Below are 19,859 nucleotides of genomic sequence, written 5' to 3' on the forward strand. Positions count from 1 at the left end.
ACGGTGCGCGACCGGCGGGGTGCGCGCCGGGTGTGTCAACTTCCTGTGGTCGCCGCACCGTTGACTTCCGTTACCCGGGGTACGGATGATCGCGCGCATGGCGACGAACCCCCTCCCGCAGTTCCCGCCCGGCTTCCTCTGGGGCGTGTCCACCTCGGCCCACCAGATCGAGGGGGCCGTCGGCGAACGCGCCCCGTCGGTGTGGGACGCCTTCACCGCCGAGCCCGGCCACGTCAAGGACGGCTCCACGGCGGCGGTGGCCTGCGACCACTACCACCGCTACCCCGAGGACGTGGAGCTCCTCGCCGGTCTCGGCGTGGACGCGTACCGCTTCTCGATCTCCTGGCCCCGGGTGAACTCCCCGGGCGGTCTCGACTTCTACGACCGTCTCGTCGACGCCCTGTGCGCGGCGGGTGTCCGGCCCGTCCCCACCCTCTTCCACTGGGACCTGCCGGTGGAACTCGACTGGCTGGACCGGGACACCGCCGAGCGGTTCGCCGTGTACGCGGGAACGGTCGCCGAACGCCTCGGTGACCGCGTCACGAAGTGGATCACCCTCAACGAGCCCGCCGAACACACCCTGCTGGGCCACGCGCTCGGCGCGCACGCCCCCGGCGGGCAGCTCCTGTTCGACGCGCTGCCGGTGGCCCACCACCAGCTCCTCGCCCACGGTCTCGCCGTCCGGGCGCTGCGCGCGGCCGGCGCGGGCGACATCGGCATCGCCAACTCGCACGGCCCGACCTGGGCCGCCTCCTCCGGTGCCGAGGACGTGGCGGCGGCCGACTTCTACGACCTGCTGCTCAACCGCCTGTTCGCCGATCCGGTCCTGCTCGGCCGCTATCCCGAGGGCATCGAGGCGCTGATGCCCGGCGACGTCGAGGCGGACCTGAAGATCATCGGGGAGCCCCTCGACTGGTACGGGATCAACTACTACCAGCCGACCCGGGTGGGCGCCCCCCAGGGAACGGAGATCGAGTTCGGCGGACTCCGTCTGCCCGCCGACCTTCCCTTCACCGTGCACGAGCTGGAGGGGTATCCGGTGACCGACTTCGGCTGGCCGGTGGTGCCCGAGGCGCTCACCGAACTGCTCACGGGCTTCCGCGAGCGCTACGGACCGAGGCTGCCGCCCGTCGTCATCACGGAGAACGGCTGCTCCTACGACGGGATCGACGACCAGGAACGGATCGCCTTCCTGGACGGGCACATCCGGGCGCTGCACCGGGCGTCGGAGCAGGGCGTGGACGTCCGCGGCTACTTCGTGTGGTCGCTGCTGGACAACTTCGAGTGGGCGGAGGGGTACGCGCGCCGCTTCGGTCTCGTCCACGTCGACTTCGCCACCCTGGAGCGGACGCCCAAGGCCTCCTACCACTGGCTGCGGGACGTGCTGCGGGCGCGGAGATGAGCGCGACCGGACCGGCCGTGCCCGCCGGGGCGCTCGCCGAGCCCGTCGAACGGGTGGGCCGGGGCTGGACGTCGGCGCTCTCGCTCGCCAACGGGGCGATCTGGGTGGGCTGGTACGGGCCCCTGCAGATCCTTCTCGCCGCGCAGGCGGAGGACTTCGCGCCCGGCACCGGCATGTCGAAGGAGACGCTGCTGGCCTGGATCACGGGGGCCGGCGCGGTCGTGTCGCTGATCGCGAACCCGCTGTTCGGCGCGCTCTCCGACCGGACGACCGCCCGCCGGGGCCGCCGTACGCCGTGGATCGTGGCCGGAGCGGCGGGCGGCGCGCTGTCCCTGCTGCTCCTGGGGCGGGCGGACGGTCCGTGGACGGCGGTGGCGGGCTGGTGCCTGGTCCAGCTCACGCTGAACGCCGCGTTCGCGGCGGTCACGGCCGCCGTGCCCGACCGGGTGCCCCGGTTCCAGCGGGGCTCGGTGGGCGGCTGGCTGGGCGCCGCGCAGATCCTCGGCGTGGTCGGCGGCACGGCGCTGGCGACGGCGGCGGGGGGCACCGGGGGCGGCTACGCGGCCTGTGCGGTGTTCACGCTGGTGGGTGTCCTGCCGTACGTGCTGCGGTACGAGGATCTGCGGCTTCCGGTGGCGGCCCGGCCCGTCTGGTCCTGGCGGGCCTTCCTCGGCTCCTTCCGGCTGAGTCCGCGCCGCCATCCCGACCTGGCGTGGGCGTGGCTGACCCGCTTCCTGATCAACCTCAGCAACGCCCTCGTGCTGCTGTATCTCCTCTACTACCTGCGCGACCGGCTGCATCACGACGACCCTGAGCAGGGCGTCCTGATCCTGACCGCGGTGAACGGCGTCACGCTGCTCGCCACCGTGGTGGTCGGCGGGGTGTGGTCGGACCGGGTGGGCCGCCGCAAGCCGTTCGTGGTCTGGTCCGGCGTCCTGATGGCGGTGGCCACCGCGGCGCTGGCGGGGTGGCAGACCTGGCCCGGCGCGATCGTCGCGGCGGCCGTCCTCGGTGTCGGCTTCGGCGTGTTCACCTCCGTCGACTTCGCCCTGATGACGGACGTCCTGCCGACGGCCCTCGACCGCGGCAAGGACCTCGGCGTGATCAACATCGCCAACGCCCTCCCCCAGGTCGCCGCGCCCGTCCTGGCGGCGCCGGTCGTGACGTATCTGGGCGGCTACCGGGTGCTCTACGCGGTCGCGGCGGTGATCGGTCTCGCTGGGGCGGTGCTGGTGGGGCGGATCAAGGGGGTGGACTGAGCGGACCGAGGGGTGGGGGTGGGACTCCGCGCCCGCCCGGTCACGGGGCCCCGGCGTCACGGGCGCTCCACAGGGTGGGGTGGATCGGGCGGAAGTCCAGGTCGTGGCGGATGCGGTCGGTGGAGACGACACCGTTCCAGGGGTCGGGGTCGGTGCGCTCGTACGGGGCGGGCGGCACCTCGACGCCGTTGATCCTGTGCAGGTCGACGGCGGTGACGGGGGCGTCGTCGACGATGTTGTGGATCCGGGCCGCCGCGCCGGGGGCGTACCGTCCACACGGCACGGCACGGCAGCGAGTCCCACGAGCGTCTGCGACTGCTGCGCGTGGTGGGCCTGCAGGACATGGCGGCGGCCGCCGGACCGGCGTGACCGGCCCGGCCGGGGCTGCGGGCGCGGTGCCTTCGGTGCTCAGAGGGCGTCGGGTCCGCGTTCGTCGGTCCGGACCCGCACCACCGTCTCCACCGGGACGGTCCACACCTTGCCGTCGCCGATCTTGCCGGTCCGCGCGGCCTTGACCACCGCGTCGACGACGGCGTCGGCTTCGGCGTCCTCGACGACGACCTCGATCCGCACCTTGGGAACGAGGTCGACCTGGTACTCGGCGCCGCGGTACACCTCGGTGTGGCCGCGCTGGCGTCCGTATCCGCTGGCCTCGGTGACGGTCAGGCCGTGCACGCCGATCTCCTGGAGTGCGGTCTTGACCTCGTCGAGCCGGTAGGGCTTGACGATCGCGGTGATGAGCTTCATGCCCGGGCTCGACCTTCTGCGGGGTGGGTGGGACAGGCGGCGGGGAGGGGCTGCGGAACCGGGGCGCCGTCGCCCGGGACCCCGGTGATCGTAGGCGTTCCCGTCCCGCTCCGTAAGATCCCGGCGGGTCTTCACCCCGGTGGCCGGGGACCCGGTTCCGGCGACTCGAACAGCTTGGTACGGCGGGCCCCCGACGATCAGGGACAATGGGCGCCATGAGCGTTCGCAACCAGTCATCCGAGCCGTCCGAGGACGCGGGCACCTCGCGCGCCCCCGAGGCCGTGGGACCCCACCGCGCCGGCTTCGCCTGCTTCGTGGGCCGCCCCAACGCGGGCAAGTCCACCCTCACGAACGCTCTGGTCGGCCAGAAGGTGGCGATCACCGCGGACCAGCCGCAGACCACCCGGCACACGGTGCGCGGCATCGTGCACCGGCCCGACGCGCAGTTGATCCTCGTCGACACCCCTGGCCTGCACAAACCCCGCACCCTGCTGGGCGAGCGGCTCAACGACATCGTCCGCACGACCTGGGCCGAGGTCGACGTGATCGGCTTCTGCCTGCCCGCGAACGAGAAGCTCGGCCCGGGCGACCGTTTCATCGCGAAGGAACTGGCGTCGATCAAGAAGACGCCGAAGATCGCGATCGTCACGAAGACGGACCTCGTCGACAGCAAGACGCTCGCGGAGCAGCTCATCGCGATCGACCAGCTCGGGCGCGAGCTGGGATTCGAATGGGCGGAGATCGTGCCGGTGTCGGCGGTCGCCGACCAGCAGGTGGGTCTGCTCGCCGACCTGATCGTCCCGCTGCTGCCGGAGGGGCCCGCGCTCTACCCCGAGGGCGACCTGACGGACGAGCCCGAGCAGGTCATGATCGCGGAGCTGATCCGTGAGGCCGCCCTGGAGGGCGTGCGCGACGAACTTCCGCACTCCATCGCGGTCGTGGTCGAGGAGATGCTGCCGCGCGAGGACCGGCCCGCCGACCGGCCGCTCCTGGACATCCACGCCTTCGTCTACATCGAGCGGCCCAGCCAGAAGGGCATCGTCATCGGCCCGAAGGGCAAGCGGCTGAAGGACGTCGGCATCAAGTCCCGCAAGCAGATCGAGGCGCTCCTCGGCACGCCGGTCTTCCTCGACCTGCACGTGAAGGTCGCCAAGGACTGGCAGCGGGATCCCCGCCAGCTCCGCAAGCTCGGCTTCTGAGCGGTCGGCGACACCCCCTCCGGGACCCCCGGGTCCGGCGCGACCGCCGGCCGGGGCCCGGGCTCAGCCCGCGGTGACCGTCAGGCGGACGGCGCCGTCGGGCCCGGCCAGCAGCACCGGCGTGCCGGGGCCGCCGAGGTCGGACACGGCCGCGCGGTCCGTGTCCGCGAGAACGTCCGCCGCGGAGACCACGGCTGCGGCCTCCAGCGACTTCGCCCCGGAGGCCACGGCCATCGCGACGGCCGTCTGCAGGGCGCTCAGCCGCAGCGAGGGCAGGTCCACGGTCCCGGCGACGTACGTCCGGCCGGTCTCGTCACGTACGGCCGCCCCCTCGGGCACGCCGTTGCGGGCCCGCGCGGAGCGGGCCAGGGTGACGATCTTGCGGTCCTCGGGGTCGAGCGCGTTGCTGTCGGTCATGACCAGAGCATACGAAGTGCGGGGGCGGCCCCCCGCCGACGGGTCGGCGGACGCGGCGGGTCACCACGGACCGGCGGTCACCCGGCCACCGGGTACATCGACCCGCGCCGGCCCTCCGGCGACGCCAGCCACTCCAGCTTCGCCGCCGTGTTCGCCTCCGGCAGCGGGGTGTGCAGCACGATGGTGAGGTCGGGACGGACCGGCACCTTCATCGCGGTCGACTCGACGGCGAGCAAACCCACCAGCGGATGGTCGAGCTCCTTGCGGATCTGCCCGGCGTCCTCGATGTCCCGCTCCTCCCACAGCCGCGCGAACTCCTCGCTCACCTCGGTCAGTCGGGCCAGCACCTCGTGGAAACCCTCGTCGTCGGGCGCGGCGGCGCAGGAGGCGCGGAACTGGGCGACGACGGTTCGCGCGTTCCGCTCCCAGGTGCGTGAACGGCCCCGGTAGAGCGGGTCGGTGAAGAAGTCGACGATGCAGTTCTGGGTGTTCTCCGGCCGCATGCCGAGGACCACCGAGGCGGCGTCGTTGTACATCACGCAGTTGTAGTACGGGTCCATGATGTGCGCCGGATACGGCATCCACGTGTCGATCAGCCGGCGCAGCCCGTCGCACATGTCCCGGTCCCCGGGGGCGACTTCGGGCGCGGGCGGGTTCAGTCCGGCCAGCGTGTACAGATGGCGGCGCTCGGTGTTGCTGAGCCGCAACACCCGGGCGACCGCGTCGAGGACCTGCGGCGACACGGAGATGTCCCGCCCCTGCTCCAGCCACTGGTACCAGGAGGCGCCCACGCCCGCGAGGACGGCGACCTCCTCACGGCGCAGGCCCGGTGTGCGGCGGCGGGCGCCGCCGTCCGGGAGCCCGGCCTCGGCGGGTGAGACCCGCGCCCTGCGGCTCATCAGGAACTCGCGCAGTTCCCTGCGCCGTTGGGTCCCGGTCCCGAGGACGTCCTCCGTCACGTCTGCCTCCCCCTTCGGTGCACCTGCCGGTCCCCTTCGGTGGCTGGTGGTGCGACCACCAGCATAAGTTGCGGCTCCCCACGGGTGTTCCGGCCGCCGGATGCTCTTGCCATGCCCATCGAGACGACGACACAGACCACCGGCGACACCACCACCGACTCCCTCTCGGCCGCCCGGGTGCCGGACACCGGCGACGGCCGCGGGACCCCGGCCGGCCCGGGCCGGGTGCACCGACCACCCCGGGCCGACCGGCTGTCACGGCGCGACAGGCTCGTCCTGTTCGTGCTGTGTGCCGCGCAGTTCATGGTCGCGCTGGACTTCTCCGTCCTGAACGTGGCGCTGCCCGTGCTCGGCGGCGACCTCGGCATGAGCCGGGCCGCGCTGCAGTGGGCGGTCACCGCGTTCGCCCTGCCGTCCGGCGGCTTCCTGCTGCTCTTCGGCCGCATGGGCGACCTGTACGGCCGCCGCCGGCTCTTCCTCTCGGGTCTCGCCCTGTTCGGGGCGGCTTCGCTGCTCGCGACGTTCGCCTGGGACCCGGCGTCGTTCCTGGCCGGGCGGGCGCTCCAGGGGCTCGGCGCCGCGGCGATCGTGCCGACCGGCATGTCGCTGCTGACCACGACGTTCCCGGAGGGTCCGGCGCGTGACCGGGCGCTCGGTGTCTCGGGCACGGTCCTCTCGCTCGGCTTCACCGTGGGGATGGTGGCGGGCGGGGTCCTGACCGACGTCCTCGGCTGGCGTTCGACGATGGGGCTGCTGTCGCTGTTCGCGCTGATCGTGCTGCCGCTGGCGCCGGGTCTGCTGCCCGAGTCCCGGACCCCTGAGCGTCCCCGCCTGGACGTGCCGGGCGCGGTCGCGGTCACGGGCGGACTGCTGGCTCTGATCTACGCCCTGTCCACGGCCGCGGAGAACGGCTTCGGCGGCGCCGACGTGATCGTCACGCTCGTCGCCGGTGTGCTGCTGCTGGGCGCCTTCGTGCGGATCGAGTCCCGTGCCGCCGACCCGCTGGTCAGCCTGCCGATGCTGCGTCGCCGCACGGTGGCGTGGGGCAACCTGGGCGGTCTGGTGACCTTCTCGATGATGTCGACGGTCGTGTTCGTGCTGACCCTGTACCTCCAGGAGACGCTCGGTCTGTCGGCGTTCGAGACGGGCCTGGTGTTCGGCGCGCAGGGTGTGATGTCGGCCGTCGCCGGGATGTACGCGCCGAAGGTCATCGGCCGGGTCGGCGCCCGCCGCACGCTGGTCGGATCGCTGGCCGGGCAGGGCCTGTTCGTGGCGGCGCTGCTGCTGCTCGGCACGCACGGCTGGTCCGTGTGGATCGCGACGGCCGCGGTGTCGCTGGCGAGCATGTGCCACCTGGGCGCGATCATCTCGTACGGGCTGACCGTCACCTCGGGGGTTCCGGACGAGGAACAGGGGCTGGCGACCGGCCTGGTGACGTCCACCCAGCAGGTGGGCATCACGGTCGGCATCCCGCTCCTCGGTGTCCTCGCGACGACGTCGGACGACCTGCCGGCCGGCGTCCACACGGTCCTCGCGCTGGACGCGGCGATCGTCCTCGCGGCGGCGGTGCTGGTCGCGGTGGGCTTCGGGCGGCGCGGCGCGGGCCGGGTCCGCTGACCTCCCGCGGGGCGTGGCCCCGGGCCGGCGTCCGTCAGGGCCGGTCGAGCCGCAGCCGCTCGGCACGCGGCAGACCGGCGACGACGAGATCGTACGAATCCTCGACGAGCTCCCGGACCAGGCGGTCCGGGAGTTCGCCGTCCACCGTCACCGTGTTCCAGTGCCGCTTGTTCATGTGGTAGCCCGGGAGGATCAGTTCGGGGTGCTGCTCGCGCAGGCGCAGGGCGTCCTGCGGGTCGCACTTGAGGTTGACCGTGAGCGGGCGCGCGTCCAGGTTCGTCAGGGCGAAGAGCTTGCCCAGCACCTTGAAGACCGAGGTCTCCGGGTTGAAGGGGAAGTCCTCGACCGAGGCGTTGAAGGACAGGCAGAACGCGCGCAGTTGCCCCGGGGTCACTCCGGCTTCTCCTCCGGTGCGGGAGCGTCCGGGCCGACGGGTTCGACGAGCACCGTGACGATCTTGTTCCGGCGGCCGGCGGAGGCCTCCGCCGTGAGCCGCAGTTCGCGTCCGTCGGGGAGCGCGACGACCGAGGAGGCGCCGGCGATGGGCACCCGGCCGAGGGCCTTGGCGAGGAGGCCGCCGACGGTCTCCACGTCCTCGTCGTCGTACGCCTCGAAGCCGTACAGCTCGCCGAGGTCGCCGATGTCGAGGCGGGCGGTCACCCGGTAGCGGTCGTCGCCGAGGTCCTGGACGGGCGGCAGTTCGCGGTCGTACTCGTCGGTGATCTCGCCGACGATCTCCTCGAGGATGTCCTCGATGGTGACGATGCCCGCCGTGCCGCCGTACTCGTCGATGACGACGGCGACGTGGTTGCGTTCCTGCTGCATCTCGCGCAGCAGGTCGCCCGCGTTCTTCGTGTCGGGCACGAAGGTGGCGGGACGCATGGCCGTGGCGACCAGTTCGGACTCGGCGTCCCGGCTGATGTGCGTCTTGCGGGCGAGGTCCTTCAGGTAGACGATCCCGACGATGTCGTCCTCGCTCTCCCCGGTGACCGGGATCCGCGAGAAGCCGGAGCGCAGGGCCAGGGTGAGGGCCTGCCGGATCGTCTTGTAGCGCTCGATGACGACGAGGTCGGTGCGCGGCACCATGACCTCGCGGACGAGGGTGTCGCCCAGTTCGAAGACGGAGTGCACCATGCGGCGCTCCTCGTCCTCGATGAGGGACTCCTTCTCGGCGAGGTCGACGAGCGCCCGCAGTTCCGCCTCGGAGGCGAACGGGCCGCGCCGGAAGCCCTTGCCGGGGGTGAGCGCGTTGCCGATGAGGATCAGCAGCGGGGGGATCGGGCCCATCACGCGGGCCAGCGGCAGCAGGACGTACGCGGCGGCGGTCGCCGTGTTCAGCGGGTGCTGACGGCCGATGGTGCGCGGTGAGACGCCGACCGCGACGTACGACACGAGGACCATGACGGCGATCGCGACGGCGAGTGCCTGCCAGGTCTTGTCGAACTCGTTCAGGCAGGCGTAGACGACGAGCGCGGCGGCCGCCATCTCGCAGGTGATGCGGACGAGGAGCGCGACGTTCAGGTAGCGCGTCGGATCCGCCGCGATCTGGGCGAGTTTGGCGCTGCCGCGCCGGCCGCTGCGGACGGCCTCCTCCGCGCGGAAGCTGGAGACGCGGGCGAGCCCTGCCTCCGCGCAGGCGGCGAGCCAGGCGACGACGACGAGGGCGATGGCACCGATGACAAGCTGTGGGCTCATGACACGGTCGGGGCCGGTGAGGGACCCGTCATGCCCTTCTCCGCGCGCCAGCCGTCCACGATGGCGGCCTGCAGACCGAACATCTCGGCCTTCTCGTCGGGCTCCTCGTGGTCGTAGCCGAGGAGGTGCAGCACTCCGTGGACGGTGAGGAGTTGGAGCTCCTCGTCCATGGAGTGCTGCGTCGCGGCGTCCTTGCCCTGCTGCTCGGCGACCTCGGGACAGAGCACGATGTCGCCGAGCAGGCCCTGCGGCGGCTCGTCGTCGTCCTTCGACGGCGGACGCAGCTCGTCCATCGGGAAGGACATGACGTCCGTCGGGCCGGGCAGGTCCATCCACTGGATGTGGAGCTGCTCCATGGCGTCGGTGTCCACGACGATCACCGAGAGCTCGGAGAGCGGGTGGATGCGCATCCGCGCGAGCGCGTAGCGGGCGATGTCGAGGATCGCCTGCTCGTCGACCTCGGTTCCGGATTCGTTGTTGACGTCGATCGACATGGTCGTGCTGGTCTACTTCCCCTTGTGTCCGGCGCTGCCGCGGCCCTTGTGCGTGCCGTTCTCGGTGCCGTTCTCGCTGTCGTACTTCTCGTACGCGTCGACGATACGGCCGACCAGCTTGTGCCGGACGACATCCTGGGACGTGAGCCGTGAGAAGTGCACGTCGTCGAGGCCCTCCAGGATATCCTGGACCTGCCGCAGACCCGACTTGGTGCCGCTCGGCAGGTCGACCTGCGTCACGTCACCGGTGATCACGATCTTCGACTCGAAGCCGAGCCTCGTGAGGAACATCTTCATCTGCTCGGGGCTCGTGTTCTGGGCCTCGTCCAGGATGATGAAGGCGTCGTTCAGGGTGCGACCGCGCATGTACGCCAGCGGTGCCACCTCGATCGTGCCCGAGGCCATCAGCTTCGGGATCGAGTCGGGGTCGAGCATGTCGTGCAGCGCGTCGTACAGCGGGCGCAGGTACGGGTCGATCTTCTCGTAGAGCGTGCCCGGGAGGAAGCCGAGGCGCTCGCCGGCCTCGACCGCGGGGCGGGTCAGGATGATGCGGTTGACCTGCTTGGACTGCAGCGCCTGGACGGCCTTCGCCATCGCGAGGTAGGTCTTGCCCGTACCGGCGGGGCCGATGCCGAACACGATGGTGTGCTTGTCGATGGCGTCGACGTAGCGCTTCTGGTTGAGCGTCTTGGGGCGGATGGTGCGGCCTCGCGAGGACAGGATGTTCTGCGTGAGCACTTCGGCCGGTGTCTCCTGGCCGTCGCCCTCCCCGTTCTCGCTCGCCCTCAGCATGGCGATCGAGCGTTCCACTGCGTCCTCCGTCATGGGCTGCCCGGTGCGGAGCACCAGCATCATCTCGTCGAACAGGCGCTGGACGAGAGCGACTTCACCGGCGTCGCCGACCGCACTGATCTCATTGCCCCGGACATGGATGTCGGCCGCCGGGAAGGCCGTCTCGATCACGCGCAGCAGCGAGTCTCCGGACCCCAGAACGGTCACCATGGGGTGCTTGGCCGGGACGGTGAAGTGCGCGCGCGCCTGCCCCTGGGCGGGGCCGTGAGCTGTGGGTGTCTGAGTCATGGGCCGGCTCTGTAGGCCTGCGTATCCTCCTCGGTCGGCACGCTTGCCACACGGGCAGCGTTGCGTCTCCCAGCGTACGTCGCGGCGCTGACAGAGCCGTAGGGCTTTTCCTCACGTCACGCGGTCGTGACCTCACACCGAGCGGCCGAACCCGATCGTCGGGACCGCGCGACGCAGCGGCCAGGGGCGGGTCACGTCCGGGAGCAGGCCCTCCAGGAAGGCGTACCGGCGCAGCGCGGCGGGGTCCTGGTCGTCGACCGACTGGACGCGGCGCCACCAGGCGGCGATCTCCGACCAGCCGGGCGCGGAGAGGGATCCGCCGAAGTCCTGGACGGAGAGCGCGGCGGTGAGGCCGGCGAAGGCGAGGCGGTCGGCGAGCGGCCAGTCGGCGAGGGTGCCCATGACGAAGCCGGCCACGAAGACGTCTCCGGCGCCGGTGGGGTCGAGCGCCTCGACGGCGATGGCGGGGACCGCGGCGCTGTCGCCGGTGCGGCCGTCGACGGCGTAGGCGCCCTCGGAGCCGAGGGTGACGACCGCGAGCGGCACGTGTTCGGCGAGCGCGTGGGCCGCGGCGCGGGGGCAGTCGGCTCCGGTGTAGCGCATGGCCTCCTCGGCGTTCGGCAGGAACGCCTCGCAGTGCGCGAGGTCGGCGAGGCCGGCGAGGTCCCAGCGGCCGGTGTCGTCCCAGCCGACGTCGGCGAAGATCCGGGTGCCGCGGCTCGCCGCCTGGGCGATCCACGGGTCGCGGACGCCGGGGGTGAGGGAGGCGACGGCGGCCCGGGCGCGGGGCGGGCAGTCGGGGGCGGCTTCCTCGGGGGGCGGCTCGTGACCGTGGCTGACCATGGTCCGTTCGCCCTCGTAGGCCATGGACACGGTGACCGGGGAGTGCCAGTCGGGGACGGTCCGGGAGGTGGACAGGTCGATGCCCTCGCCCTGTTCCAGCGCGTCCCAGCAGTACTCGCCGTAGTGGTCGTCCCCGAACGCGGCGGCGAGGGAGGTCCGCAGGCCGAGGCGGGCCAGGGCGGTGGCCATGTTCGCGACGCCGCCGGGGCTCGAACCCATGCCCCGCGCCCAGGACTCGGTACCGCGCACGGGGGCCGAGTCGAGGCCGGTGAAAATGATGTCCAGGAAGACGGTGCCGGTGAGGTAGACGTCCCAGGGCGGGTCCTGCGGCGTGCGCAGCCCGGCGAGCGGGTCCACATGGGCCTGGCCGAACGGTCCTTCACCGTTGGACGCGATCACGGTGTGCTCCCTGGGGTGGTACGGATCTGGCCAGTGTGCACCACACGCGCCGTCCGGGCCGTGGGTCACGCCGGGGCGCCGCCGTGGTCGGGGCGGGCCGCCGTCCCGGTGGCCGACCTCGCCCCCGCGGGCCCGGCGGGTGTCGCACGCGAGGACCGCCCGCGGCGGGGCCGTCCCCGGCGCGTGGTTCTCGCCCGCTCCTGCCCGTGCGGCGGCGGAGCAGTCCGGCGGGCCCTCCCGGTGCGATCGGCCGGCTCCGCGGGGCCCGGCGCCGGTGTCCGACCGCGTCCCGGGCCGCACTCCCCCACCTGCGGGAACACCACCTTCACGCGCGCGTGAAGCGGCTCCACGTCCTCGGAGGCCCCGGGAAACGGCGTCGCATCTACCCCCGGCTCCCCACCCCAAACAGGAAGTGCTCCAGATCACACCCTCCCGCCTTTTTCGAGGTGCCACCGCCTTGATACAAATTGCCCCGCGCGTTCCTGTCCGTCGACAGCCGCCCAATCCCCCTTCTTGAGCCGCTCCTTTCGCATGCCCTGGGAACGCCCGTGTCCGCCCGCACCACCACGCCCTGGCCCCTCGTCGCCCTTTTCACGGCCGGGTACCTCGCCGCGTATCTCCTCCCCACCACCGTCGGCCGCCTCGACGCGGGACTCCCGCTGTCGGCGACCCGGGCCGGAGCCATCGGCAGTGTCCTGCTGCTGAGTTCGGCCTCGGCCGGCTTCCTCCTCGCCTCCCGCGTCGACCGGTTCGGCCCCCGCCGGCTCGCCCGCGCCGGGCTGCTCCTCGCGGTCGCCGGCTACGGCACCGCCGCGCTGTCGACCGCGCTCCCCCTCGTCGTGGCCGGCGCGGTCGTCGGCGGCTTCGGCTCCGGTACGGCCACCACGGTCGCCGCGACCGGGATCGCCGGTCGGCCCGACCCGCACCGCGTCACCACGCTGGGTCTGCTCGGCGTCTCCGCCCTCGCGGGCGCGCTGTATCTGACGATCCCGCACCTGGGCCCGGCGCACGGCGTCCCCCTCGCCGCCATCGCCGTCACGGCCCTGCTCGTCCTGCCGCTGACGGGCCGTCTGCCGGCCCGCGCCCCGGCGACGCGGACCGTGCGCTCCGCAGGCCCGCTGCCCCACCGCCGCTCCGGCCTGCTGCTCGCCGCGGCGATGCTCTTCTGGTCGCTCGCGCAGAACTCCCTGTGGGGCGTGAGCGGCCGGATCGGGCTCACGCAGGCGGGGCTCGGCGAGGTCACGGTCGGCGCGGTGTTCGCGGTGGCCCTGGGCGCCGGACTCCTCGGCGTCGTGTGCGCGGGCGTTCTCGGCCCGCGGCTCGGCCGGGCACTGCCGATCGGCCTGGGCACGGTACTGATCGCCGGCTGCATCGCCGTGAGCGCGGCGGCGTCCGATCTGACGTCGTTCGCGACGGGCGAGATCGCCTGGAACACGCTGTACCCGGTGGTCCTGTCGTACGTGATCGGTCTCGCCGCGTCGATGGACCAGCGTGGCCGGTGGGCGGTCCTCGTCGGCTCCGCCTCCTCGCTCGGCACGGCCTGCGGGCCGCTCACCGGCAGCCTGCTGTCGGCGCGCGCGGGCTATCCGGCGATGGGCCTGGTCCTGGCGGCCGGCCTGCTGCTGGTCACCGTCCCGATGACGCTGGTGGCCCGGCGCCCGCGCCGCAGCCAGATCGTCGAGATCCCGGTCGTGGAGATCCCCGTCGTGGAGATCCCGGTCGTGGAGATCCCGGTCGTGGACACCTCCGTGCCGGAGACGACGGCCACGGAGATCACGGCCGCGCGGGTCACGCGCGCGGACGTCGCGGGCCTGGCGGACCTTCTCGCCGAGAGCCCCTCGGCCGAGGACCCGTTCGCGCGGCTGCCGGCCGGCGAGACCCCGGTCGTCGGGATCCCGCTGGACGCCGTGCCCGCCCAACGGGAGGCCTACGGCACGGCCGGCCCCCGGCACGCCCGAGCGGCGACGGCGGCGTCCGCGGCACAAGGCGTGTGACGCCCGGCCGGGGACTCCCCAGGCCGGGCCCCCGCCCCCGTCACGTGAACTCGTACGCCTCCACCTCGGCGATGTAGCGGGCGCGCCGCTCCTCGTCGTGCTCCAGGAAGGACGCCTCGAACGAGTTGCGCGCCAGCTCCCGCAGCCGTTCGGGGCCGAGCCCCAGTGCCTCGCCCACCGCGCGGAAGTTGTCACCGGCGTAGCCGCCGAAGTAGGCGGGGTCGTCGGAGTTGACCGTGCAGAGCAGGCCGGCGTCCAGCATCGCGGGCAGCGGGTGCTCGGCCAGCACGTCCACGGCGCGCAGCCGCACGTTCGACAGCGGGCACAGCGTCAGCGGCACCCGGTCCCGGACGAGCCGCTCGACCAGCTCGGGGTCCTCCATGCAGCGCAGCCCGTGGTCGACGCGCTCGACGCCGAGGACGTCCAGTGCCTCGGTGATGTACGCGGGCGGGCCCTCCTCGCCCGCGTGCGCGACGCGCCGCAGACCGAGCGCGGCGGCGGCCTCGTACACCTCGCGGAACTTGACGGGCGGGTGACCGACCTCGGCGGAGTCGAGGCCGACGCCGACGATCCGGTCGAGGTGGGGCCGGGCGGCCTCCAGGGTGTCCATGGCGGACTCGGCGGACTCGTCGCGCAGGAAGCACATGATCAGCTGGGTGGAGACGCCGTGGGTCTCCTCGCTGCGCCCGAGCGCCCGCCACAGCCCCTCGACGACCGTCCCCATGGGCACACCCCGGGCGATGTGCGCCTGCGGGTCGAAGAAGATCTCGGCGTGCCGCACGCCCTGCGCGGCGGCCCGGGCGAGGTAGGCGTCGGCCAGGTCGGCGAAGTCCTGCTCGGTCCGCAGCACGGCCATGAGTTCGTAGTACAGGTTCAGGAACGACTGGAGGTCGTCGAAGAGATACGCCTTGCGCAGGTCCTCGGTGTCCGCGTACGGCAGGGTGACGCCGTTGCGGGCGGCGAGCGCGAAGGCCAGCTCGGGTTCGAGGGTGCCTTCGATGTGGAGGTGCAGTTCAGCCTTGGGGAGGGACATCGAAGCATCGTACGGTCGGATCCCGGGCAGTCCGAAACCGGCACCTTCCCGACACCGGGCACGAGGGCCGGCCGGCGCGGGGCCTGCCGTCGATCGTCGGCGCCGGCGTCACCGGCGCTTCGGGACCGGAACCCTCACCAGGTCGTGGGCCACCGTCAGTTCGCCGTCGAACCCCGCAGCGCGGGCCTCCTCCTCGAAGGCGGCGGGGTCGGAGTAGCGCTGGCTGAAGTGGGTGAGCACGAGGTGCCGGACGCCCGCCTCCTTGGCGACCCGGCCGGCCTGGCCGGCGGTCAGGTGCCCGTGGTCCGAGGCGAGCTTGTGGTCGCCGTCGAGGAACGTCGACTCGATGACGAGCAGGTCGCAGTCCTCGGCCAGCGCGTCCACGCCCTCGCACAGCCGGGTGTCCATGACGAACGCGAACCGCTGGCCGCGCCGCACCTCGCTGACGTCGTCGAGCGAGACGCCGCGCAGTGCGCCCTCCCGGTGCAGCACGCCGACGTCGGGCCCTTCGATGCCGTGCTCGGCGAGCCGCTCGGGCAGCATGCGCCGGCCGTCCGGTTCGACGAGGCGGTAGCCGAAGGACTCGACGGGGTGCGAGAGCCTGCGGGCCTCCAGTGTGTACGCGGGGGTCGTCGCGAGGACTCCGTCGTCCGCGACCGGCGCCTCGGTGATCCCGACGGTCTCGCGGTAGGCGGTGGAGTGCCGCAGCCGCTCGAAGAAGTGCTGTCCGGAGAGCGGGTAGTGCGCGGTCACCTCGTGCGGGACGCGGTCCAGGTTGACGCGCTGGATCACGCCGGGCAGGCCGAGGGCGTGGTCGCCGTGGAAGTGGGTGACGCAGATGCGGTTCAGGTCGTGCGCGGCGACGCCGGCCCGCAGCATCTGGCGCTGCGTGCCCTCGCCGGGATCGAAGAGGAGACCCTCGCCGTCCCAGCGGAGCAGGTAGCCGTTGTGGTTGCGGTGCCGGGTCGGGACCTGGCTGGCGGTCCCGAGGACGACCAGTTCACGTGCGGACAAGGCCGGTTATCCGGGGGGCCACTGCAGTCCGCGGCCGCCCAGGAGATGGGCGTGCGCGTGGAAGACGGTCTGTCCGGCGCCGCTGCCCGTGTTGAACACGATGCGGTAGCTGTCCAGTTTCTCCTCGGCCGCGACCTCGCCGGCGTCGCGCAGGACGTCCGCCGCGACGGTGGGTTCGGCGGTCGCGAGGGACGCCGCGTCCGGGTAGTGCACCTTGGGGATGACCAGGATGTGGGTCGGCGCCTGCGGGTTTATGTCGCGGAACGCCACGGTCGTGTCGGTCTCGCGCACCAGCGTCGCCGGGATCTGCCCCGCCACGATCTTGCAGAACAGGCAGTCGTCCTGCGGCTCGCCCATCATGCGTGTGCCTCCTCGCGCCGGCCGGTCATTACCTGCGCATGCTAGCGGCCCGGCGGGGCGGGCGACGCGTGGCCGCCCGCCCCGGCGGTCACAGCGGGGGCAGGACCGGCGCGGTCTTCGCCGGGTTCTCCTCCAGCGCGGCGAGCGCGATGCGGATCGCCGCGTCGAGCTGGGTGTCGCGGCCGGCCGCGTGGTCCTGCGGGGCCTGGACGACCTCGACGTCGGGGTCGACGCCGTGGTTCTCCACGTTCCACTCGTAACCCTCCAGCCAGAAGGCGTACTTGGGCTGGGTGACGAGGGTGCCGTCGACGAGGCGGTAGCGGCTGTCGATGCCGATGACGCCGCCCCAGGTGCGGGTGCCGACCACGGGGCCGATGCCGAGTGCCTTGATCGCCGCGTTGACGATGTCGCCGTCGGAGCCGGAGAACTCGTTGGCGACGGAGACGACGGGGCCGCGCGGCGCGTCCTCCGGGTAGCTGTAGGGGCGCAGGCCGCGGGGCAGGTCCCAGCCGACGATCCGCCGGGCGAGCTTCTCGACGACGAGTTGGGAGGTGTGGCCGCCGCGGTTCTCCCGGACGTCCACCACCAGACCCTCGCGGGCCACCTCGATCCGCAGGTCGCGGTGGAGCTGCGCCCACCCGGAGCCGACCATGTCGGGCACGTGCAGGTAGCCGAGGCGTCCGCCGGACTGCTCGTGGACGTAGGCCCGCCGGTCGGCGACCCAGGCGTGGTAGCGCAGCGGTTCCTCGTCGGCGAGCGGTACGACGACGGCGTGTCGCGGGTCGCCGCCGCCCGCCGGGGACACGGTCAGCTCGACCGGTTTGCCCGCCGTGCCGACGAGCAGGGGGCCGGGGCCCGCGACCGGGTCGACCGGCCGGCCGCCGATCGCGACGATCGCGTCCCCGGCGCGCACCGCGACGCCGGGCGCGGCGAGCGGGGCCCGCGCGTCCGGGTCGGAGGTCTCCGAGGGAAGGATCCGGTCGATGCGCCAACTGCCGTCCTCGTGACGGGAGATGTCCGCCCCGAGGAGTCCCTGGGCGAGATCGCCGCCGCGGTGTCCGCCGCGCGGGGTGACGTAGGCGTGGGAGGTGCCGAGTTCGCCCTGGACCTCCCAGAGCAGGTCGACGAGGTCGTCGTGGGTGGCGACCCGGTCGAGGACGGGCCGGTACCGGTCGAGGACGGCGTCCCAGTCGACGCCGCCGAGGTCGGGCCGCCAGAAGTTGTCCCGCATGAGGCGGCCGGTCTCGTCGTACATCTGGCGCCACTCGGCGGCCGGGTCGACGCTCTGGCGCACCCGCGAGAGGTCGACGGTGATGTTGGTGTCGCTCTCGTCGTCGTTCGACGCGCGCCGGTCGCTGGGCACGACCTTGAGCTTTCCGTCGGTCCACAGCAGGACGCGTTTGCCGTCGCCGGTGACGGTGAAGTGGTCGGCGTCGGCGGCGAGATGCTCGATGCGCTGCTGGGCGAGGTCGTACCGCTCCAGCTCGGTCCGCGGGTCCGGGTCGTCCGGGGTGGCGCGGGAGGCGCCGAGCACGCCCCGGACGGGGTGGCGCAGCCACAGCAGGCCGTCCTTGGCGGCGCGCAGGGTGGAGTAGCGGGCGGCCTCGACGGGGAACGGGACGATCCGGTCGGCGAGTCCGTCGAGGTCGATCCGGGTGTTGGGGGTGCCCTCGCTGTCGGGGGTCTCGTCCTTGTCCGGGGTATCGAGGGGGCGGCCGTGGCGCTGCGGTCCGAAGGGGGACGGCGTGGTCGCGGCGAGGGTGATCAGATACGGCCGGGAGCCGCCGACGAAGGCCAGGTCGAAGACGTGCTCGTCGTAGACGGGGTCGAAGGCGCGGGCCGACAGGAAGGCGAGGTGCTTGCCGTCGAGGGTGAACGCCGGTGCGTAGTCGCGGAAGCGCAGCGGGGTCGCCTCGGTCACCGACAGGTCGGTGGTGTTGGCGATGCGGAGCTGGCGCAGCGGGCGCGGGCCGGGGTGCGACCAGGCGAGCCAGGCCGAGTCGGGTGAGAAGACGAGGCCGCTGACCTCGCCGTCCTCGCTGCGGTCCACCTCGCGGACCTCGCCGCTCTCGCGCTCGACGAGCAGGACGCGCCCGTCGTGCGAGGCGACGGCGGCGCGGCTGCCGTCGGGTGCCACGGCGAGGCCGAGGACGCGTCCGAGGGCTCCGGCGGCGAGCCGGCGCGGGGTGGCTCCGGGGGCGACGCCGGTGGCGGGCGCGAACTCCAGGGCGTCGTCGCCCTCGGCGTCCGTCACCCATACGACGTGTTCCTCGCCCTCGGCGCGGAAGGCGCGGGGCAGCCGGGCGCGGACGCCGGGTTCGGCGGCGAGCGCGCGGGCCGGTCCCGAACGGTGGGTGATCCAGTGGACGGCGCCGCGCACGGAGACGGCGCTGCCGCGTCCGGTGTGGTCGGGGGCGGCGGCGGAGAACCAGCGGGCGGCGCTCACGGGGTGGGGCTGCTGGTCGGCGCGCTGCCCGCCGAGGAGGATGTCGAGGCGGCGGGGTTCGGCTCCGTCGAGGTCGTCGAGGAGCCAGAGTTCACCGGCGGAGGCGTACACCACGCGGGTGCCGTCGGTGGAGGCGTGCCGGGCGTAGAACGTGTCGAGCGGGGTGTGGCGGCGCAGGTCGGCGCCGTCGGCGAGGGAGGAGTACAGGGCGCCGACGCCCTCGTGGTCCGAGAGGAAGGCGATCCGGTCGCCGACCCAGAGGGGGTACTCGATGTTGCCGTCGAGGTCCTCGTGCAGGCGGGCGAACTCGCCCTCGCCGTCGCGGTCGATCCACAGTTTGCCCGCGGTGCCGCCGCGGTAGCGCTTCCACCAGGCGGCCTCGCGCCCCATCGGGGCGGACAGCAGGACGACTCCGGGTTCACCGTGGGCGACGTCGCCGACGGGTCCGTACGGCAGGAGGGTGGCGGGGCCGCCGTCGAGCGGGACGGCGCGGGCCCAGCTGCGCCGCAGGCTGGCCTGGCCCTGGGTGCTGAGGGCGAGGACGTGTCCGTCGGGGGTCCAGCCGCGGACCTGGGTTCTCGAACTGCCCCAGTACGTCAGGCGTCTGGTGGGTCCGCCGGCCAGGGAGGCGGCGTAGACCTCGGGGGCGCCGTCGCGCGTGGACGTCCAGGCGACGGTCGTGCCGTCAGGGGAGACGCGGGGGTGGTTCACCGGTGCGTTGTCGGCGCTGACGCGCCAGGCGCGGCCGCCGCCGTCGAGGGGGGCGGCCCAGATGTCGTCCTCGGCCGTGAAGACGGCCAACTCGCCGTGCAGATGCGGAAACCGGAGATACGCGGAGGCTGCGGACTCTGTCACCCGGTCACCCTATGCAGCCGGGACGCGGCCCGACAGGGGTTCGGAT

At 73.0% G+C, this 19,859-nt stretch carries 18 protein-coding genes; 5 read left to right on the forward strand and 13 right to left on the reverse strand.

Annotated elements, in window-relative coordinates:
• Positions 1-97 precede the first annotated feature (97 nt).
• A complete protein-coding gene (locus tag AB0C62_RS14960) occupies positions 98-1,402 on the forward strand; it encodes a GH1 family beta-glucosidase (protein ID WP_362973088.1) in 1,305 nt (434 codons plus the stop codon).
• Positions 1,399-2,661 (forward strand): MFS transporter, encoded by a 1,263-nt coding sequence (locus AB0C62_RS14965; RefSeq protein ID WP_362973090.1) that lies wholly within the window; start codon positions 1,399-1,401, stop codon positions 2,659-2,661. Before AB0C62_RS14960 ends, AB0C62_RS14965 begins: the two co-directional genes overlap by 4 nt.
• A gap of 40 nt (positions 2,662-2,701) precedes the next feature.
• On the opposite strand, the gene AB0C62_RS14970 is transcribed toward AB0C62_RS14965, so the two are convergent.
• Together AB0C62_RS14970 and AB0C62_RS14975 are read right to left on the reverse strand one after the other, a co-directional pair.
• Positions 2,702-2,944: a hypothetical protein gene (locus tag AB0C62_RS14970; protein WP_362973092.1), complete on the reverse strand. Its 243-nt coding sequence runs from the start codon at positions 2,942-2,944 to the stop codon at positions 2,702-2,704.
• Positions 2,945-3,069: 125 nt separating this feature from the next.
• The gene (locus AB0C62_RS14975) at positions 3,070-3,408 is read right to left on the reverse strand and encodes a P-II family nitrogen regulator (protein WP_362973094.1); all 339 of its coding nucleotides are present in this window, start codon (positions 3,406-3,408) and stop codon (positions 3,070-3,072) included.
• 206 nt (positions 3,409-3,614) lie between these two features.
• On the opposite strand from AB0C62_RS14975, the gene era reads away from it, so the two are divergent.
• Entirely contained in the window at positions 3,615-4,607 is a 993-nt protein-coding gene (gene era, locus AB0C62_RS14980; protein WP_362973096.1) for a GTPase Era, read from the forward strand.
• 63 nt (positions 4,608-4,670) lie between these two features.
• Here the strand turns inward: era and AB0C62_RS14985 are convergent, their stop codons facing one another.
• Together AB0C62_RS14985 and AB0C62_RS14990 are read right to left on the reverse strand one after the other, a co-directional pair.
• Complete coding sequence (locus tag AB0C62_RS14985) at positions 4,671-5,024, reverse strand: cytidine deaminase (RefSeq protein WP_362973098.1); 354 nt, start codon at positions 5,022-5,024, stop codon at positions 4,671-4,673.
• A 77-nt stretch (positions 5,025-5,101) separates the two neighbouring features.
• On the reverse strand, positions 5,102-5,923 hold the full coding sequence (locus tag AB0C62_RS14990; protein ID WP_362973201.1) for a helix-turn-helix transcriptional regulator: 822 nt from the start codon (positions 5,921-5,923) through the stop codon (positions 5,102-5,104).
• Between the two features lie 171 nt (positions 5,924-6,094).
• Here AB0C62_RS14990 and AB0C62_RS14995 point away from each other — a divergent pair, with 171 nt between their 5' ends.
• A complete protein-coding gene (locus AB0C62_RS14995) occupies positions 6,095-7,600 on the forward strand; it encodes an MFS transporter (protein ID WP_362973100.1) in 1,506 nt (501 codons plus the stop codon).
• A gap of 34 nt (positions 7,601-7,634) precedes the next feature.
• Here AB0C62_RS14995 and AB0C62_RS15000 read toward each other — a convergent pair whose 3' ends face one another.
• From AB0C62_RS15000 to AB0C62_RS15020, 5 genes are all read right to left on the reverse strand, one after another.
• Positions 7,635-7,994 (reverse strand): MmcQ/YjbR family DNA-binding protein, encoded by a 360-nt coding sequence (locus tag AB0C62_RS15000; RefSeq protein ID WP_362973102.1) that lies wholly within the window; start codon positions 7,992-7,994, stop codon positions 7,635-7,637.
• Positions 7,991-9,295: a hemolysin family protein gene (locus AB0C62_RS15005; protein WP_362973103.1), complete on the reverse strand. Its 1,305-nt coding sequence runs from the start codon at positions 9,293-9,295 to the stop codon at positions 7,991-7,993. Before AB0C62_RS15005 ends, AB0C62_RS15000 begins: the two co-directional genes overlap by 4 nt.
• A complete protein-coding gene (gene ybeY / locus AB0C62_RS15010) occupies positions 9,292-9,789 on the reverse strand; it encodes an rRNA maturation RNase YbeY (protein WP_356001697.1) in 498 nt (165 codons plus the stop codon). The genes AB0C62_RS15005 and ybeY overlap by 4 nt, the downstream gene beginning before the upstream one ends.
• 12 nt (positions 9,790-9,801) lie before the next feature.
• Positions 9,802-10,869 carry a PhoH family protein gene (locus AB0C62_RS15015; protein ID WP_362973105.1) on the reverse strand — a complete coding sequence of 356 codons (1,068 nt, stop codon included), beginning with the start codon at positions 10,867-10,869 and terminating at the stop codon, positions 9,802-9,804.
• 132 nt (positions 10,870-11,001) lie between these two features.
• Complete coding sequence (locus tag AB0C62_RS15020; RefSeq protein WP_362973107.1) at positions 11,002-12,111, reverse strand: PfkB family carbohydrate kinase; 1,110 nt, start codon at positions 12,109-12,111, stop codon at positions 11,002-11,004.
• A gap of 548 nt (positions 12,112-12,659) precedes the next feature.
• Here AB0C62_RS15020 and AB0C62_RS15025 point away from each other — a divergent pair.
• Positions 12,660-14,105 (forward strand): MFS transporter, encoded by a 1,446-nt coding sequence (locus AB0C62_RS15025; protein ID WP_362973109.1) that lies wholly within the window; start codon positions 12,660-12,662, stop codon positions 14,103-14,105.
• A 40-nt stretch (positions 14,106-14,145) separates the two neighbouring features.
• Here the strand turns inward: AB0C62_RS15025 and AB0C62_RS15030 are convergent, their stop codons facing one another.
• From AB0C62_RS15030 to AB0C62_RS15045, 4 genes are all read right to left on the reverse strand, one after another.
• The gene (locus tag AB0C62_RS15030) at positions 14,146-15,138 is read right to left on the reverse strand and encodes an adenosine deaminase (RefSeq protein ID WP_362973111.1); all 993 of its coding nucleotides are present in this window, start codon (positions 15,136-15,138) and stop codon (positions 14,146-14,148) included.
• A gap of 108 nt (positions 15,139-15,246) precedes the next feature.
• Positions 15,247-16,152, reverse strand: coding sequence for a ribonuclease Z (locus AB0C62_RS15035; RefSeq protein ID WP_362973113.1), 906 nt, complete (start codon positions 16,150-16,152; stop codon positions 15,247-15,249).
• A 6-nt stretch (positions 16,153-16,158) separates the two neighbouring features.
• A complete protein-coding gene (locus AB0C62_RS15040; RefSeq protein ID WP_362973115.1) occupies positions 16,159-16,512 on the reverse strand; it encodes a histidine triad nucleotide-binding protein in 354 nt (117 codons plus the stop codon).
• Between the two features lie 88 nt (positions 16,513-16,600).
• Positions 16,601-19,813, reverse strand: coding sequence for a S41 family peptidase (locus AB0C62_RS15045; RefSeq protein ID WP_362973117.1), 3,213 nt, complete (start codon positions 19,811-19,813; stop codon positions 16,601-16,603).
• Positions 19,814-19,859: the final 46 nt, after the last annotated feature.

The organism is Streptomyces sp. NPDC048643 (assembly GCF_040650615.1).
Taxonomy (GTDB): Bacteria; Actinomycetota; Actinomycetes; order Streptomycetales; family Streptomycetaceae; genus Streptomyces.